General features: G+C 41.3%; 14 protein-coding genes. 3 read left to right on the top strand and 11 right to left on the bottom strand.

Going from position 1 to position 17,000, the window contains the following annotated elements:
- Positions 1-20 precede the first annotated feature (20 nt).
- The 3 genes from M2419_RS17100 (at position 21) to M2419_RS17090 (ending at position 4,175) form a co-directional block, all read left to right on the top strand.
- Positions 21-1,235 (top strand): glycosidase, encoded by a 1,215-nt coding sequence (locus M2419_RS17100; RefSeq protein ID WP_159727363.1) that lies wholly within the window; start codon positions 21-23, stop codon positions 1,233-1,235.
- Between the two features lie 114 nt (positions 1,236-1,349).
- A complete protein-coding gene (locus tag M2419_RS17095; protein WP_159727361.1) occupies positions 1,350-2,249 on the top strand; it encodes an endonuclease/exonuclease/phosphatase family protein in 900 nt (299 codons plus the stop codon).
- A 42-nt stretch (positions 2,250-2,291) separates the two neighbouring features.
- Positions 2,292-4,175, top strand: coding sequence for a sodium:solute symporter family protein (locus M2419_RS17090; protein WP_159727359.1), 1,884 nt, complete (start codon positions 2,292-2,294; stop codon positions 4,173-4,175).
- A 125-nt stretch (positions 4,176-4,300) separates the two neighbouring features.
- On the opposite strand, the gene M2419_RS17085 is transcribed toward M2419_RS17090, so the two are convergent.
- The 11 genes from M2419_RS17085 to ilvB all read right to left on the bottom strand — a co-directional run bounded on the left by M2419_RS17085 (position 4,301) and on the right by ilvB (position 16,935).
- Positions 4,301-4,816: a DUF2911 domain-containing protein gene (locus M2419_RS17085; RefSeq protein ID WP_153844275.1), complete on the bottom strand. Its 516-nt coding sequence runs from the start codon at positions 4,814-4,816 to the stop codon at positions 4,301-4,303.
- A gap of 251 nt (positions 4,817-5,067) precedes the next feature.
- A complete protein-coding gene (gene ilvA / locus M2419_RS17080) occupies positions 5,068-6,315 on the bottom strand; it encodes a threonine ammonia-lyase IlvA (RefSeq protein ID WP_153844274.1) in 1,248 nt (415 codons plus the stop codon).
- Positions 6,316-6,526: 211 nt separating this feature from the next.
- Complete coding sequence (locus M2419_RS17075; RefSeq protein WP_120335010.1) at positions 6,527-7,690, bottom strand: 2-isopropylmalate synthase; 1,164 nt, start codon at positions 7,688-7,690, stop codon at positions 6,527-6,529.
- 41 nt (positions 7,691-7,731) lie between these two features.
- Positions 7,732-8,805, bottom strand: coding sequence for a 3-isopropylmalate dehydrogenase (leuB, locus tag M2419_RS17070; RefSeq protein WP_159727357.1), 1,074 nt, complete (start codon positions 8,803-8,805; stop codon positions 7,732-7,734).
- A gap of 177 nt (positions 8,806-8,982) precedes the next feature.
- Positions 8,983-10,461: an ATP-binding cassette domain-containing protein gene (locus M2419_RS17065; protein WP_153844272.1), complete on the bottom strand. Its 1,479-nt coding sequence runs from the start codon at positions 10,459-10,461 to the stop codon at positions 8,983-8,985.
- Positions 10,455-11,045 carry a 3-isopropylmalate dehydratase small subunit gene (gene leuD / locus M2419_RS17060; protein WP_153844271.1) on the bottom strand — a complete coding sequence of 197 codons (591 nt, stop codon included), beginning with the start codon at positions 11,043-11,045 and terminating at the stop codon, positions 10,455-10,457. Before leuD ends, M2419_RS17065 begins: the two co-directional genes overlap by 7 nt.
- A gap of 10 nt (positions 11,046-11,055) precedes the next feature.
- Entirely contained in the window at positions 11,056-12,453 is a 1,398-nt protein-coding gene (leuC, locus tag M2419_RS17055; protein ID WP_153844270.1) for a 3-isopropylmalate dehydratase large subunit, read from the bottom strand.
- A gap of 134 nt (positions 12,454-12,587) precedes the next feature.
- Positions 12,588-14,069 (bottom strand): ketol-acid reductoisomerase, encoded by a 1,482-nt coding sequence (ilvC, locus tag M2419_RS17050; protein WP_088163107.1) that lies wholly within the window; start codon positions 14,067-14,069, stop codon positions 12,588-12,590.
- A 45-nt stretch (positions 14,070-14,114) separates the two neighbouring features.
- Positions 14,115-14,579: a DinB family protein gene (locus M2419_RS17045; RefSeq protein WP_220801573.1), complete on the bottom strand. Its 465-nt coding sequence runs from the start codon at positions 14,577-14,579 to the stop codon at positions 14,115-14,117.
- A 14-nt stretch (positions 14,580-14,593) separates the two neighbouring features.
- On the bottom strand, positions 14,594-15,184 hold the full coding sequence (gene ilvN / locus M2419_RS17040) for an acetolactate synthase small subunit (RefSeq protein WP_070570155.1): 591 nt from the start codon (positions 15,182-15,184) through the stop codon (positions 14,594-14,596).
- An 8-nt stretch (positions 15,185-15,192) separates the two neighbouring features.
- Entirely contained in the window at positions 15,193-16,935 is a 1,743-nt protein-coding gene (gene ilvB, locus M2419_RS17035) for a biosynthetic-type acetolactate synthase large subunit (protein WP_153844269.1), read from the bottom strand.
- Between the last annotated feature and the right edge of the window lie 65 nt (positions 16,936-17,000).

The raw sequence follows: 17,000 nt of genomic DNA, 5'->3' as shown, positions 1-17,000 counted from the left end.
TTTTGAACTGAACTAAATTTATGGCCGAATCATTTGAACGTCAGCAAGCTTATATTATCGAATCACAACGCTTATTATTGGAGAGAACTAATGTTGAACTGTCTAATCCAGGAAAAATTGTTAAGCGTTATTTATATCCTGTTGTTACCAAAGAACATATCCCGTTGACCTGGCGTTACGATTTTAATCCCTTGGCAAACCCGCTTTTTCTAGAGCGAATCACCTTCAATTCAACAATGAATGCGGGGGCACTCTATTGGCAAGGAAAGTATCTGTTGTTTGTTCGGGTTGAAGGGGCTGACCGGAAATCATTTTTTGCGATAGCAGAAAGTGAAAATGGGGTGGATAATTTTCGTTTTTGGGATCAGCCATTGGTACTTCCAGATTTGGATAAAGAGGAAACAAATGTATATGATATCCGGCTGACTGCTCATGAAGACGGTTGGGTGTATGGTATTTTTTGCAGTGAAAAACGCGATGCAGCAGCTGCTCCGGGGGATCTCTCCAGTGCCGTTGCTTCTGCAGGGATCATTCGATCAAAAGATTTGAAGCACTGGGAGCGTTTACCCAATCTGAAAGCGAGCAGTCAACAGCGAAATGTCGTATTGCACCCCGAATTTGTACAGGGGAAATATGCCCTCTATACACGGCCACAAGATGATTTTATCCTAGCAAAACGTGGTGGCGGAATTGGATGGTCATTGATTGATGATATTAAAAATGCCATTGTTGTTGAAGAACAAATTATCAACAAACGTTTTTATCATACGATTAAAGAGCTGAAAAATGGTGAGGGCCCTGCGCCTTTAAAAACGGAGAAAGGCTGGCTACACCTTGCCCATGGCGTAAGGGGGACGGCAGCAGGGTTACGTTATGTGCTCTACCTTTATCTCACCAGTCTGGATGATCCAAGCCAATTGATCGCCGAGCCTGCGGGTTATCTGATGGCTCCGGAGGGAGAAGAACGGATCGGTGATGTTTCCAATGTGTTGTTTTCTAACGGTTGGATCATGAATCCCAATGGCATGGTTTATATCTACTATGCATCGAGTGATACACGAATGCATGTTGCCGTATCCTCGGTTGACCGGCTTTTGGATTATTGTCTAAATACAGCATCCGACGGTTTGCGCTCGGCAACCTCGGTTGACAATGTCCTCCAGCTTATTGGTCGCAATGCGCTATATGTTATGGAATCTGGAATTTGTTCCCGAAACGGTGTGAAACGGGCCTGATAATAGGATGTGAAAATTGAAAGCCGGTCTCCTATTCTAGATCGGATAGCCCGGCTTGTTGTTAGTTATAAAGGCTTATTGTTAGTTATAAAATCGATATTTAGGAGTATATAAATGAAAGATCTGATCAAGTTTTATGGAGTGATTGCTTTACTCTTGCTGTGTTTGACAGTGAAATCTCAGGCCGATCAACCGCTAAAGATAATATCTTATAATATCTGGAATGGATTTGAGCATACGAAAGCAAGATCGGATAAATTTGTCCATTGGATGGAACGACAGCAACCGGATATTGTTGCTTTGGAAGAACTGGTCGATTTCAAACAGGCCGATCTTCAACAGCTGGCCGAATCCTACGGACACCACTACAGCGTCTTACTCAAGGAGAAGGGCTATCCAGTAGGGATTACATCTCGCTACCCGATTACCCTGATCAAAGCCCAGGTGGATGAGTTTTGGCATGGTATGTTGCATGTTAAAATTAAAGATATTGACATTATAGTCACACATCTCAGCCCTTTTTCCTGGAAGTATCGATTAAAAGAAGCACAGCAGATTGTGGATTATATCAAAAGTAATTCCTTGAATAACTGTATGATCATGGGGGACCTCAATGCTTATTCTCCATTGGATGCAATTTGGCTGGAACACAAAGCACAACTGAGAAAGAATTTATCGAATTGGGATCAAGCGCATCCAGAATATGGCAATATGCGTGGCCAGCGTTTTGACTATAGTGTGCTGTCGACTTTTATTGCTGCAGGTTTTGATGATTGTATCGGACGTACTGTATTTCCAGAAAATAAGCGGGTCAGTTTTCCTACAGCAACACTATATGGCTGGAATTGGGGCGACAGCCGATTAGCTGAAGTGTCGGAAAGGCTAGATTATATCTTATTGTCGGAGCGATTGTCGCCTTTGGTTCAGAAGGTCGAAGTGCACAATGGTCCTGATCTCGAAGGAATATCAGATCATTACCCAGTTTCGGTCGTGATTGGCCAATTGGAGAAGTAGAAATATAATTGTAGATTGCGGTTGACCACGAGAAGAATATTCATGGAACTTTCCGTAATAGATATAGTGATCATTGTCTGTTATTTGCTGACGATGATTGTCATTGGCCTGATTCTTAAAAAGCGAGCTTCTAAGGATCTCGACTCTTATTTCTTGGGAGGGAAGTCACTTCCTTACTATATGCTTGGTATTTCTGATGCATCGGGGATGTTCGATATTTCGGGCACAATGTGGATGGTTTATCTTGCCTTTGTCTATGGCCTCAAGAGTATGTGGATTCCTTGGTTATGGCCTGTCTTTAATCAGATTTTCCTGATGGTTTACCTTTCGATATGGCTGCGGCGTTCAAATGTTTTGACGGGAGCTGAATGGATCCGAACCCGTTTTGGGCATGGTAAGGGTGCAGATGGAGCTTACACCATTGTCATTCTATACGCTATTGTAGCAGTATTGGGTTTTCTATGTTACGGCTTTATCGGAATCGGTAAATTTATGGAGGTATTCTTCCCCTGGGAACAGCTTTCGCGGTTCATTCCCTTAACTATTGACCCGATGTATGTTCCCCAATTATACGGCATGTTTTTTACTGCTATCACGACATTTTATGTCATGCTTGGCGGCATGCATAGTATCGTTTGGGCAGATATGGTGAAGTTCGCTATCATGATTGTATCCGGCATTGCAATCGCAGTGATTGCAATGCAGCAGGTAAGTCCTGAATTGTTGGCCGCCAATACACCTGAGGGATGGGACTCTCCCTTCTTTGGCTGGCATTTGGATATGGACTGGAGTAACGTACTCCCTTCTATTATGGATAGAATAGCCGATGATCAATACAACCTGTTTACCATATTTGTGATGATGATGCTTTTCAAAGGTATTTTCATGAGTATGGCTGGGCCCGCGGCAAACTATGATATGCAAAAGATTCTTGCTTGTAGGTCACCAAAAGAGGCCGCATTAATGAGCGGTTCGGTATCTGTTATCTTGCTGATCCCGCGTTATCTGATGATCATGGGTTTTACGGTGTTAGCGCTTGTGTTCTTTCGGGATGAGTTTACAGCAATGGGAAGCCATATGGATTTCGAGATCATCTTACCCAAAGCAATTAGTCGTTTTGGGAAGGTTGGATTGACAGGTTTACTATTGGCGGGACTTCTGGCTGCTTTTATGTCTTCTTTTGCTTCAACGATAAATGCGGCGCAAGCGTATTTGGTCAATGATGTCTTGCTGAAATTTTTTTATCGTTCGGCTTCGCCTAAAAAACAGATTCGTTTGAGTTATATTGTTTCTGTTTCTGTGGTTGTCTGTAGCACGATCATCGGATTATATGTCCAAAACATCAATTCGGTGCTGCAGTGGATCGTTTCGGCACTCTATGGTGGATATATCGCCGCGAATGTGCTTAAGTGGCATTGGTGGCGATTTAATGGGACGGGATTTTTTTGGGGAATGTTGACCGGTATATTCGGCGCAATTATTCTGCCTCAGTTTTTCCCACATACTTTGCCGCTTTATTATTTCCCCTTTTTGTTTGTCCTATCGTTATTAGGTTGCTTACTTGGAACTTGGTTATCTAAGCCAACTGAGGAATCTGTGTTGGTTGATTTTTATGTTCGTGTTCGCCCATGGGGCTTTTGGGGGCCAATTCACCAAAAAGCATTGCAGAAATACCCTGATCTTAAAAGAAACGATCACTTTAAGCGTGATTTATTTAATGTTGGGGTGGGGATTGTATGGCAATGTTGTTTGACATTGATCCCGATGTATATTGTTATTCAACAGGGAAAGGGCTTATTGACCAGTGTACTGATATTGGGTATTACCACACTGATTCTTAAAAAGAACTGGTATGACAAGATGTGCCGCGATGAGGCTGAATACGATGCTTTTATGATAAAATACGGAATGAATAAAGCGGATTGATAAGTAATTAAGTTTTTAAAATGGGGCTGAAAGAAGCGAAGAATCATGTAATCGGACGGCCCGTTGTTTGATTAAAAAATCGTTCACTCGTACCGTACCGATTACATTGATAATGCGTTTTTAATTTAGTTGCTCGCTTTCACCGTAAATGGAACGACATACTGTCCCCACTCCAAAGAAATAGTTCCTTGTGGAGTCGCATTGATCTTAAATTGTTCCTGTGAATTGCTTGCTGTGGCATTGCTAACAGAAACACGTAGGGCATCTTCGTTGGCATCATATTTTGTTCCCCACTGATTCCACACTTTATTAAACATAATTGTTGTTTCGTGTTCTCCAGGGATACTGTAAAGACCATATTTTCCAGCGGTTAATTTCTTGCCTTCAACCAATACATCTTTATTAAATTCGATGGTGGTCGCTTCATTCGCTCCAGTACGCCATACAATGCCGATAGGGGCGATATCAACACCAAGCTGACGGCCTTTCAAAGAAGGGCGGCTATAATTAATGTCGATCGTGACACCATCGGTGGTGGTTACTTTGGTGTTGTCTGGAGGACTCGGGCGTTTACTTTTGTCGGTCTGGGCAAAGGTAAGTTGACCTATTAAGGTCAGGATTGTTAAAATTAGTACTCTCATTTTTCGTATATTATTGATTAAACAATTAAACTTAGATAAATTACTTTTTATATGCAATATGCCTTCGGCCAAATAAGATAATTTATCGATCTCTCCTCAGCTATTGAATATCTTTTAATAAAGGAAATATAAGATTTTTTAAGTTATGGAATTGTTAGTTTTTTTTGAAGACTTGGGGTGAGGTATTTTGGTTATATAAACGAGAAAAGCCAGGATATGAATCACTGGCTTTTTCCGTTTATACCTATTATTTAAACAAGATATTCAAATAGTGTCTGGTCTTTGTTGATTTCAATGACATCAAACTTATATTCTTTCATGCGTTCAATCAATGTTTCGTAATCCTCAGGCTTGTTGAGCTCAATGCCGACTAGCGCTGGACCTCTTTCGCGTTCTGTTTTTTTGATAAACTCAAAACGGGTAATATCATCCTTAGGCCCCAATACTTCAGAAACGAAGAGTTTTAATGCACCTGGGCGTTGTGGGAAACGAACGATAAAATAATGTTTGTATCCTTCGTAAAGCAGAGACAATTCTTTGATTTCACTCATGCGGTCTATATCGTTGTTTCCACCGGATATGATGCAGACGACTTTCTTGCCTTTAATTTCATCTTTGTGAAATTCAAGAGCAGCTACCGATAAAGCACCCGCGGGCTCAACGACAATTGCATCCTTATTATACAGCTCTAGGATACATGTACAGATCTTTCCTTCAGGAATAGAGCGTGTATCATCCAACAATTGTTTCGCAATTTCAAATGTCGTTGCACCGATTTTTTTAACGGCGGCTCCATCAACAAATTTGTTGATATGCTCGAGCTCGATCGGTGCGCCATGTGTCAAGGCCGCTTGCATAGAAGGAGCTCCTTCGGGTTCAACACCATAACATTTGATCGCTTTGTTTTTACTCTTCAGGTAATAGCTCGCTCCCGCGGCAAGTCCACCCCCACCAATTGGGATAAATATGGCATCCATATCGGGAAGATCTTGTAAAGCCTCAACGGCTACAGTACCCTGTCCTTCCACAACTTTGAGATCATCAAATGGCGGGATGAAAGTCATACCATGCTCTTCTGTGTAAGCCAGCGCCGCTTTTTGACAGTCATCAAAAGTGTCTCCTGTCAAGATAATCTCTACATTACCGTTACCCCACATTTCCGTTTGTGAGATCTTTTGGCGTGGTGTAGGACCCGGCATAAATATCACGCCTTGGATGTCGAGTTTATTGCAGGAGAAAGCAACGCCCTGGGCATGGTTGCCCGCACTCGCACATACAACGCCGCGTTGTCGCTCTTCCGCTGTTAAGGAAATAATTTTATTGTAGGCACCGCGTAATTTATAGGAACGTACGACTTGTAAATCTTCCCGTTTTAGATAGACTTCGGCACCATATTTTTCGGATAGATGCCGATTATATTGAAGCGGTGTTCTGTTGACCACAGACTTGATGCGGTCAAGTGTAGCTTCTGAATTGATGTTTAAGGTTGATAGATTCATTGTTAGATGATTGCCTAGTTAAGGTAGCAAATAAAACGCAGATATTCGCTGTTATATGAGAGATTCTACCTATACAGTGTTTAAATTTAGTTGATTTTGAATGGAAGATCGTCTGAATACATGCTAAAATAATAATCAGCTATGTGTCATTTGTATCCTTTAAAAAAATGTATTTATGATAAAAAAAGGCTGCATCTGCAGCCTTCCTTTTTTATATTTTTTCCTGGATGAGGCTTTTTAGGTCATCATCACAAATATTTTTCTTTTCGTCGGCTAAAACCAAGAAGCGTTGATAGCAATCTGCTAAATCATCTTTTTCAAGATGGAAGCCTAAACGCTCCAAATGGTGTTTAAGGGCGTGTCTTCCTGAACGTGCAGTTAAGATAATATCAGCTTCAATCAAACCAACATCTTCTGGTCTGATGATCTCATAGTTTTCGCGGTGTTTTAGGAAACCATCTTGGTGAATACCCGAACTATGCGCGAAGGCATTACGGCCAACGATCGCTTTATTCGGTTGGACAGGCATGTTCATCATTTCACTTACCTTGCGCGATAAGTACGTAAACATGCGGCTATCGATGTTTGATGTTAAGCTTCCAAACGACTGGTTGTGCACCTTAAGGATCATGGCTACTTCTTCAAGCGACGTGTTTCCGGCACGTTCGCCGATACCGTTGATCGTACATTCTACCTGGCGGGCTCCATTTTGTATGGCAGCGATAGAATTTGCTGTTGCAAGTCCTAGGTCATTGTGACAATGTGCCGAAATAATTGCCTGATCGATATTGCGTACATTTTCCTTTAGGTAGTTGATTTTTGAACCATATTGGTCCGGTAAACAATAACCGTTTGTATCAGGGATGTTGACCACCGTAGCACCAGCCGCAATCACCGACTCAACCATTTTAGCTAGAAATTCCAAGTCTGCGCGACCAGCATCTTCTGCATAAAACTCGACATCTTCTACATAGGATTTGGCATGTTTTACAGCCGCAACAGCACGTTCTAAAATTTCTTCTCTTGTGCTGTTGAATTTATATTTGATATGCATGTCCGAAGAACCAATACCGGTATGGATACGTGGGCGTTTGGCATATTTTAATGCTTCGGCAGCTACGTCAATATCGTTTTGATTGGCACGGGTCAATGCACATATAATAACATCGTTCACCGCTTTAGATAATTCTACCACCGATTGAAAATCACCAGGGCTAGACACTGGGAAACCGGCTTCGATAATATCTACCCCTAGTTTTTCCAAGTCTTTAGCAATCTCAATTTTCTCTGGAGTAGTTAATTGGCAGCCTGGTACCTGTTCGCCATCACGTAAGGTGGTGTCGAAAATGTAAAGATGATTAGGATCGTGTAACATAATTTCTTAATTCAAAAGATTTACAAATTAAAAAGGGTATACTATTTAATAAACTCCAATACTTTTTCACCCATTTCCTGAGTACCTAAGATTTTTGAAGCTTCAGTGCTGCTGTTGGCAATATCACCGGTTCTCCAACCAGCTTTTAATGTTTCAGCAACAGCATTGGTAACAGCTTTAGCTTCATCCTGTAGACCAAAGCTAATATCAAGCATCAAGGCTGCAGATAAAATTGAAGCAAGTGGATTTGCTTTATTTTGACCAGCAATATCGTGTGCTGAGCCGTGGATAGGTTCGAAGAAGCCTGTGCCATCACCTACGGAAGCAGAAGCCAACATACCCATTGAGCCTGCGATCTGTGACGCTTCGTCTGTCAAGATATCACCAAAAAGATTAGCTGTCAATACCACATCGAATTTCTTCGGATTTTTAACCAATTGCATGGCTGCATTATCGATAAACATATGCTCGGTTTCAACATCCGGATATTCTTTTGCGATTTCCTGTACAACTTCCCTCCACAGGCGGGATGTTTCTAATACATTGGCTTTATCAACAGAGCATAATCTTTTGTTACGTGTGCGTGCTGCATCATAAGCTTTACGTGCGATACGTTCAACCTCGTAACGATGGTAGTTCATCAGATCTGACGCAAAGGTGTTGTCCTCATTGCGGTTTTTTTCACCAAAATACACATCACCTGTCAATTCACGGAAGAAAAGGATATCTGTACCTTGAAGAATTTCAGGCTTTAAACTCGAAGCATCCAATAACTCGTCGAATAAAAGGATTGGACGAAGATTTGCATAAAGACCTAGTTCTTTACGGATTTTCAACAAGCCTTGTTCAGGTCTTACTTTAGCAGAAGGATCATTATCATACTTGATATGGCCAATGGCGCCGAAAAGGATCGCATCAGAAGCTTTTGCTTTCGCTAATGTTTCATCAGGAAGAGGGTTGCCCGTAGCTTCAATTGCAGTATGGCCCATGATAGCTTCATCAAAGCTGAATTCATGACCATAATTTTCACCGATTTTTTCTAAAACTTTTTTACCCCAAGTTGTTACTTCTTGGCCGATGCCATCTCCAGGTATGATTAAAATATTTTTCTTCATTGTATTTTTAGTATTGAGCTATCAGAGATATGTATATTGAAACTTTGGAAGATAGGCCTAAGACCTATTGAATTGTCTTTATTTTTGACTTTTGATTTCCGGTGTTTTGCCGATATCTTGATTCTCTTTTTATTTTTTTGTTCTTGTTTTCGAATTAATTGAAGTTTTCCACATTTTTTATGTTGATAAAGCTTCTTTTTTGTGGATAACTTCGGATACAGCCTTTACTTCTCCTTTTTCCAACACGATTTTATTGTCAATGCACGTTGGTAGTTGTGTCTGGAAGTGCCCTACATAAATGAGCGTCTGGCCACTTTTACTGAGGTCATCAATGACATCGTTGAAATACTGGGTCTGCTCTTTGTCTAAACCTTGACAAGGTTCGTCCAAAATCAGCAATTCTGGATGCTTCACGATCGTGCGAGCCAATAGGACCAAACGTTGTTGGCCTAATGGTAACGACCCCAAGGTTTTGTGTTTAACCTCTTTAAGGTCAAAAAAATGGAGAATTTGCTCGAGCTTTTGCTGTTGTTCAAATCCTAATCGTTGGTATAGGCTCATGGAATCAAAAAATCCAGAAGCAATAGTCTGCCCAACGTTGGCATTCATATCATAATACCAATGCAATTCTGGCGATATAATACCCAAATGTTCTTTGATATCCCAAATGCTTTCTCCAGATCCTCTTTTTTTGCCAAAAAGATGGATGTCGTTGGCATAGGCCTGTGGATGATCGCCGTTGATTAAACTGAGCAACGTGGATTTTCCTGAACCATTATGCCCTTGTAGCAACCATTTTTCGCCGGCTTTTACTTCCCAGTCAATATTCTTTAAGACCTGTTTTTCGCCGTATGAAATATTGATCTTGTTCATTTTTACCATGATCGGAGAAGTTACTTCAGGGGCTCGTTGCAGAAAATAGGGGAGTGCCTTTCTTGTGCGGGGCAATCCTCTGGATAGCTCATTGCTATTTTGGCGAATAACAATCTTACCATGCTGAATCTCCGCAAAACGATTGATACAGTCTGGTTGTTCGTCATCATTACTTATCAACAAAAAGGTGACACCCTTATCCGCTAGCTGATCGAAAATCTGATTGAGATCTTCCCGAGACTGTGCATCTAGTCCTGTATAAGGCTGGTCGATAATGAGCACCTGCGGTTGAAGCCACAAGGCCTTGATCAATTGCAGTCTTTTGTGTTCGCCACTCGAAAGTTCAATCAACTGCTGATCTTTGAAATTTTCGAATCCAAAAATGTTCAGGTAAGAACGCACGTTTTCAAAAGAAAGCTGTTCTTCTTGCGCAAAATGTTTCAACTCAGCAAAAACCGTTAATGTATCGTTTTTTGCAAATTTGTTGTAGCGCTGTTGGTAATAGAAATTGCGATCGCCTTCAAGATTGGTAAACTGAAACCAATTGGAAACGTAGTGAATTTTTGCCGGCAGTGGGCTCGTTGGATCAAGGTGGAATGTGATCTCGCCTTCATACTTCAATTGCCCGGAAATCGCTTTTGCAAGTGTGGTTTTTCCTGTACCGCTCGGACCGCCTAAGATCCATTGCTCGCCAGGAAAAATTTGCCAATTTAAGTCTTGCAGTACGGTATCTTTACCGTACTGAATGGTTAAATTGGCAATATGGACGACAGGATCTACCATTGTCTGTTCGCTTCAAATGCTTCGATTGAATCTTTCTTGTTAAGGATAAAATCAATGTCATCATATCCATTGATCAAACATGATTTTTTGTATGGATTGATTTCAAACTCAAATTGATCACCTGTCTCTGTCAACATGACTGTTTGTTTTTCAAGATCAACGATAATCGCTGTTGTCGGATTTTGGTGCACCAATTCGAAAATTTTTGCCAAAAATTCTTCGGATACCTGAATCGGTAATACACCATTGTTAAGGGCATTTCCTTTGAATATATCGGCAAAGAATGAGCTGATGACCACATCAAAACCATAGTCTTGAATAGCCCATGCGGCATGTTCGCGGCTTGAACCACAACCAAAGTTCTTACCGGCAACCAATATTTTCCCTGTATAGGTCGGGTTGTTCAATACAAAGTCAGTTTTGGGCTGATTGTCTGTATCAAAACGCCAGTCGCGGAATAAATTATCACCAAAACCTTCGCGCGTAGTTGCTTTTAGAAAGCGTGCGGGAATAATTTGATCGGTATCAATATTTTCGATAGGTAGAGGGACTACCTGTGACGTTAAAGTTTCAAATTTTTTCATTTTTTTCTGCTTAGATCAACTCTCTTACATCTGTTACTTTACCTGTTACTGCCGCAGCTGCTGCTGTCAAAGGAGATACCAGCATGGTGCGGGCATTCGGTCCCTGACGCCCTTCGAAATTTCTATTTGAAGTCGAAACACAATATTTACCAGCAGGGATTTTATCTTCGTTCATACCTAAACATGCCGAACATCCTGGTTCACGTAACTGGAATCCTGCCGCTTCAAATATTTTATCCAAGCCTTCTTCTTTAGCCTGTTTTTCTACTTGTTTTGAGCCCGGTACAATCCATACTTCAACGTCTTGTGCTTTTTGCTTGCCTTTAACGAACGAAGCTACTTCACGTAAATCTTCAATACGGGAATTGGTACAACTTCCGATGAAAACATAATCAACACGGTTGCCTAAGACCGTTGAATCATCTTTAAAACCCATGTAATCCAATGCTTTTTGGTACGATGGTCTTTCTGATTCCGGTTGTGCGATAGTTGCTGGGATATGCTCCGCGATACCCATACCCATGCCAGGGTTGGTGCCATAAGTAATCATTGGCGCAATGTCTGCAGCATCAAAAGTCAACACTTTATCAAAGATGGCATCTTCGTCAGAATATAATGTTTTCCAGTACGCTAAGGCTTGATCCCATTCCTCACCTTTTGGTGCGAATTCACGGCCTTCTACATAGTCGAAAGTGATCTGATCCGGAGCAATTAAGCCTCCGCGTGCACCCATTTCAATACTCATGTTACAAATGGTCATACGTGCTTCCATGCTTAATGAACGGATTGCTGAACCAGCATATTCAATAAAGTAACCTGTACCGCCCGCGGCAGAGATTTTGGAGATGATATATAGGATGATATCTTTTGCCCCAACACCTTTTTGAAGGGTACCGTTAACTTCAATTTTCATTGTTTTTGGCTTCGACTGCAATAAACATTGTGTTGCGAAGACCTGTTCAACCTGAGAGGTCCCAATACCAAAAGCAATAGCTCCAAAAGCACCATGTGTTGAGGTATGACTATCGCCACAGACCATCGTTTTACCTGGTAGGGTGATACCCAGCTCCGGACCAATAACGTGTACAATCCCTTGGTATGGATGCCCCAAGCCATATAATTCAATACCAAATTCAGCACAATTTTTGGTGAGCATATCAACTTGATAACGGGATAGCTCTTCTTTGATCGGTAAATGTTGATTGAGTGTCGGTACGTTGTGGTCGGCAGTAGCTACCGTTTGCTTTGGACGAAAAACTGGGATTCCTCTTTTACGCAAGCCATCGAAAGCTTGAGGTGAAGTAACTTCATGAATCAAGTGGGTGTCGATATAAATAATATCCGGAAACCCTTCTTCACGCTTGACGACGTGAGCATCCCAAATCTTTTCTACTAATGTTTTTGACATTTTTTAATCTCTCTTATGTTATTTTTATATGAACCAAGGTGATATTGTAAATGTCTCAATATCACCTTGATTTCAATATACTAAATTACGAAATATTCATGATTTTTGGAGCATGTATAATTTCGTATGGACTTTTAAACAGTTTTGATCGCTTTCATTGCAGTCATCGCTTTACGCAATTTGCGACCAACGATTTCTACAGGGTGATCGCGTAGAATTTCATTGATGACAACCAATTGTGCGTTATCAACTGCAGCATCTTTGTTGTCGTTAAAGTTTTTACCGACTAAATCCGTATCAACAGTTTTCATGAAGTCTGCCAACAAAGGTTTACAAGCTTGGTCGAATAGGTAACAACCGTATTCTGCTGTATCAGAGATAACACGGTTCATTTCGAACAACTTCTTACGAGCGATTGTGTTAGCGATCAATGGTGTTTCGTGCAATGATTCGTAGTATGCTGATTCTGGTTTGATACCTGCTTCAACCATTGTTTCGAATGCCAACTCAACACCTGCGCGGATGAAAGCAACCATCAGTGTATAGTTGTCGAAGTACTCTTGTTCGTTGATTTTAACATCACCAGCAGGTGTTTTTTCGAATGCAGTTTCACCTGTTTCGGCTCTCCATTTCAATAAATTTGCATCACCATTTGCCCAATCTTCCATCATGGTCTTGCTAAAGTGACCTGACATGATATCATCTTGGTGTTTTTGGAATAAAGGACGCATAATATCCTTCAATTCTTCTGAGATCTCAAATGCTTTTACTTTTGCGGGATTGCTCAAACGGTCCATCATTCCGCTCACACCACCATGTTTCAAGGCTTCCGTAATCACTTCTACACCGTATTGTACCAATTTGGATGCGTAACCAGCTTCGATACCTTTCTCGATCATTTTGTCGAAAGACAAGATCGATCCTGTTTGCAACAATCCACAAAGAATCGTTTGCTCACCCATCAAATCTGATTTTACCTCAGCTACGAATGAAGATTTCAATACACCAGCCTTGTGTCCACCTGTTCCTACACAGTACGCTTTCGCTTCAGCCCAGCCTTTTCCTTGTGGATCATTTTCCGGATGAACAGCGATCAAGGTAGGAACACCAAAACCACGAAGGTATTCTGCACGAACCTCAGAACCTGGACATTTTGGAGCAACCATGATGACAGTAATATCTTTACGGATCTGCATACCTTCTTCAACGATGTTGAAACCGTGTGAATACGATAACGTAGCGCCTTCTTTCATCAAGGGCATTACAGCGTTGATTACTGAAGTATGTTGTTTATCTGGAGTCAAGTTGATAACTAAATCCGCAGATGGGATCAATTCTTCGTAAGTGCCTACGTTAAAGTTGTTGTCCGTAGCGTTTTTCCAAGAATCTCTTTTTTGTTCAATAGCTTCTTTACGCAAAGCATAAGAAACGTCCAGTCCGCTATCTCTTAAGTTTAAACCTTGGTTCAAGCCTTGCGCACCACATCCTACGATTACGATTTTTTTACCTTTTAAAGCATTTACACCATCCGTGAATTCGGTGTTGTCCATGAATTCAGCGTGACTTAATTGTTCTAACTGCTCTCTAAGCGGTAAGGTGTTGAAATAATTTGCCATTGTTTTACTTTCTTTCTGTTATGGGTTGTTGATTATTTATTTTAATTATTGTACTAATCTGCGTTGAGCCATTGCGTAACCGAAATGAACGTTATCGTGTCCTGATGTCAGGGCTATAACTTCTTCAATGGTATCCATTGGATAGCCATAGGTTGCTGTTGAAAACGAGGTGATTTCTCCGAAAACACCGTTTTCATAGTCAGCAGCAATTTGCTCAATACTGCGGATTGCAATTTCTTTCAATTCATCAACCTCTGCTTGTTCAACAAAGCGGGTTGGCTTGGTATCTTTTTTATAATCTTCGTTATAGTTCACCCAAGTCGTATCGGCCTTGATTCCTGTACGGACATAAACCAAGGTCTGTGTACTGACGACAATGTGGGCAAAATTCCAGATAATATTGTTGTTAAATCCCGCGGGAATTTTGTTAAGCTGTTCAATGGAAAGACCGTCAAGTAATTCAATGAATTTTTGACGTGACTTTAAGATAAATTTAAATGTCTCTTGCATAATACTATTAAAGCTTACATCGTAAATACGTCATCTCTTTTGTCGAGATACTCGTTTTCTACAATTTCTATCGATGGTTCCTTGGCTTCAAACTGAACCAATTTGGAATGGAAACCTGCACTATCTTTAATGATGGCGATACGTGCGCCACGGACAAATTCGATCAAACCATATTTGGTCAATTCTTCTGTCAACTTATCGATCTCCTCGCGGTGACCTGCAGTTTCAAAGACGATATAGTCGTTGCGGATCACAACAACATTGGCGCCATATTGACGTAATAAGCGTTCTACATATACCTTTTCATTGACAACATCCGCAGGCACTTTATACAGCGCCTGTTCTTGCCAGATCACTTCATCATTAGTGTTGTAATAGGCCTTGAGGATATCAATCTGTTTTTCCAGTTGACGACAAAGCTTACGCAGAACATCTTCAGCCTCCGTGATTACGATGGTAAAACGATGTATTCCTTCTACTTCAGAAGGAGAAGTATTCAAGCTTTCAATATTGATTTTTCTTCTTGAAAAAATTGTTGAGATCCGACCGATAAGACCGATAGAATTCTCTGTATATAGGGTGATGGTATATTCTTGTTTTTCCATGTTAAATTCTACTTTAAACGTATCTCAGATACCGATGTTCCTTGTGCAACCATTGGAAATACATTGTTTTCCTTACCTACCATCACTTCCAATAGATATGCTCCGTCGTGATCAATCATGGTTTTCAGGGCATTACGCAGGTCTTTACGTTCCGAAATTTTCTGACCGTCGATGTAATAGCCTTTCGCTACTGCAACAAAGTCAGGACTCGTGATATTCACGAATGAATAACGTCTGTCGTGGAACAATTGCTGCCACTGGCGTACCATGCCCAAGAATTCATTATTGAGGATCATGATTTTGACTTTTGCGCCAAATTGCATAATCGTTCCGAGCTCCTGGATCGTCATTTGTATACCACCATCACCGATGATTGCTACGACAGTTTTCTCTGGAGCGCCGTACCAGGCACCGATTGCTGCCGGAAGACCAAAGCCCATCGTTCCTAAGCCCCCTGAGGTTACATTCGATTTGCTGTTGTTGAATTTAGCATAGCGACAAGTTACCATTTGGTGTTGACCGACGTCCGTTGTAATGATTGCATCACCACCTGTCAATTCATTCAACACATTGATGACCTCACCCATGGTCATAATATCTGTTTGTGGGTGAAGTTCATTTTGGATGACTTCTTTGATTTCTTCTTTTTCAAGTTCACGGAATTGTGCAAGCCAAGCGGAGTGATCCACGGCCGTTACCAATTCTGTAAGCATCGGAAGAGTTTCTTTACAGTCGCCCCATACAGGTACGGTTGTCTGTACGTTTTTGTCAATCTCTGCTGGGTCTATATCCAAATGGATTACTTTTGCCTGTTTGGCATATTTGTCCAAACGACCTGTTACACGGTCATCGAAACGCATACCGATAGCAATTAAAACATCACATTCGTTTGTCATCACGTTTGGCGCATAGTTACCATGCATTCCGAGCATTCCTACATGGAGTTTGTGATCCGTTGGAAGTGCACTTAACCCCATTACGGTCGCTGCCGATGGAATTCCTGTCTTCTCGATAAAAGCTTTGAACTCTTCTTCTGCTTTCCCCAAGATGATGCCTTGTCCAAAAAGGACAAACGGTTTTTTTGCATTGTTGATTAACTCGGCTGCCTGCTCAACATATTCTTTACGAACTTGTGGTGCAGGTCTATAGCTACGAACGTGGTTGCATTTTTCGTAACCGAAGTAATCGAACAATTGTAGCTGTGCATTTTTAGTGATATCGATCAATACCGGTCCTGGACGACCTGTGCTGGCAATATAAAATGCTTTTGCGAGTGCAGCTGGAATTTCAGTTGCGTCGGTGACTTGGTAGTTCCATTTTGTGACTGGTGCCGTGATATTGATGACATCTGTTTCCTGAAAAGCATCTGTTCCCAATAGTGAAGCAAAGACCTGACCTGTGACACAGACGATAGGGTTACTATCGATCATGGCATCAGCCAGTCCAGTAACTAGGTTTGTTGCTCCAGGACCACTTGTCGCAAAGACGACGCCTGTACGACCTGAAGTTCTTGCATAACCTTGCGCCGCGTGTATTCCACCTTGTTCATGGCGCACTAAAATATGCTTCAGACGATCCGTATAATCATAAAGGGCATCATAGATCGGCATAATTGCGCCTCCAGGATAACCAAATACGGTATCAACTCCTTCGCTCAATAAGGCCTCCAATACAGCTTTCGATCCCGAAATTTGTGTCGGAGTTTGCTGCGCTGTAGCGGCCTTATTTTCTGTTATTTCCAGTGTACTCATTACGTTGATTTTTTTATTGTTGATTATTCAGTCTTTTAGTATTTAGATATTAGATCTGAGACATT

Origin of the sequence: Sphingobacterium sp. BIGb0116, assembly GCF_024808035.1 — a bacterium.
GTDB classification, from domain to species: Bacteria; Bacteroidota; Bacteroidia; order Sphingobacteriales; family Sphingobacteriaceae; genus Sphingobacterium; species Sphingobacterium paramultivorum.
Note: the sequence above shows the minus strand (reverse complement) of the source record. Positions and strands in the feature narration are given on the sequence as shown.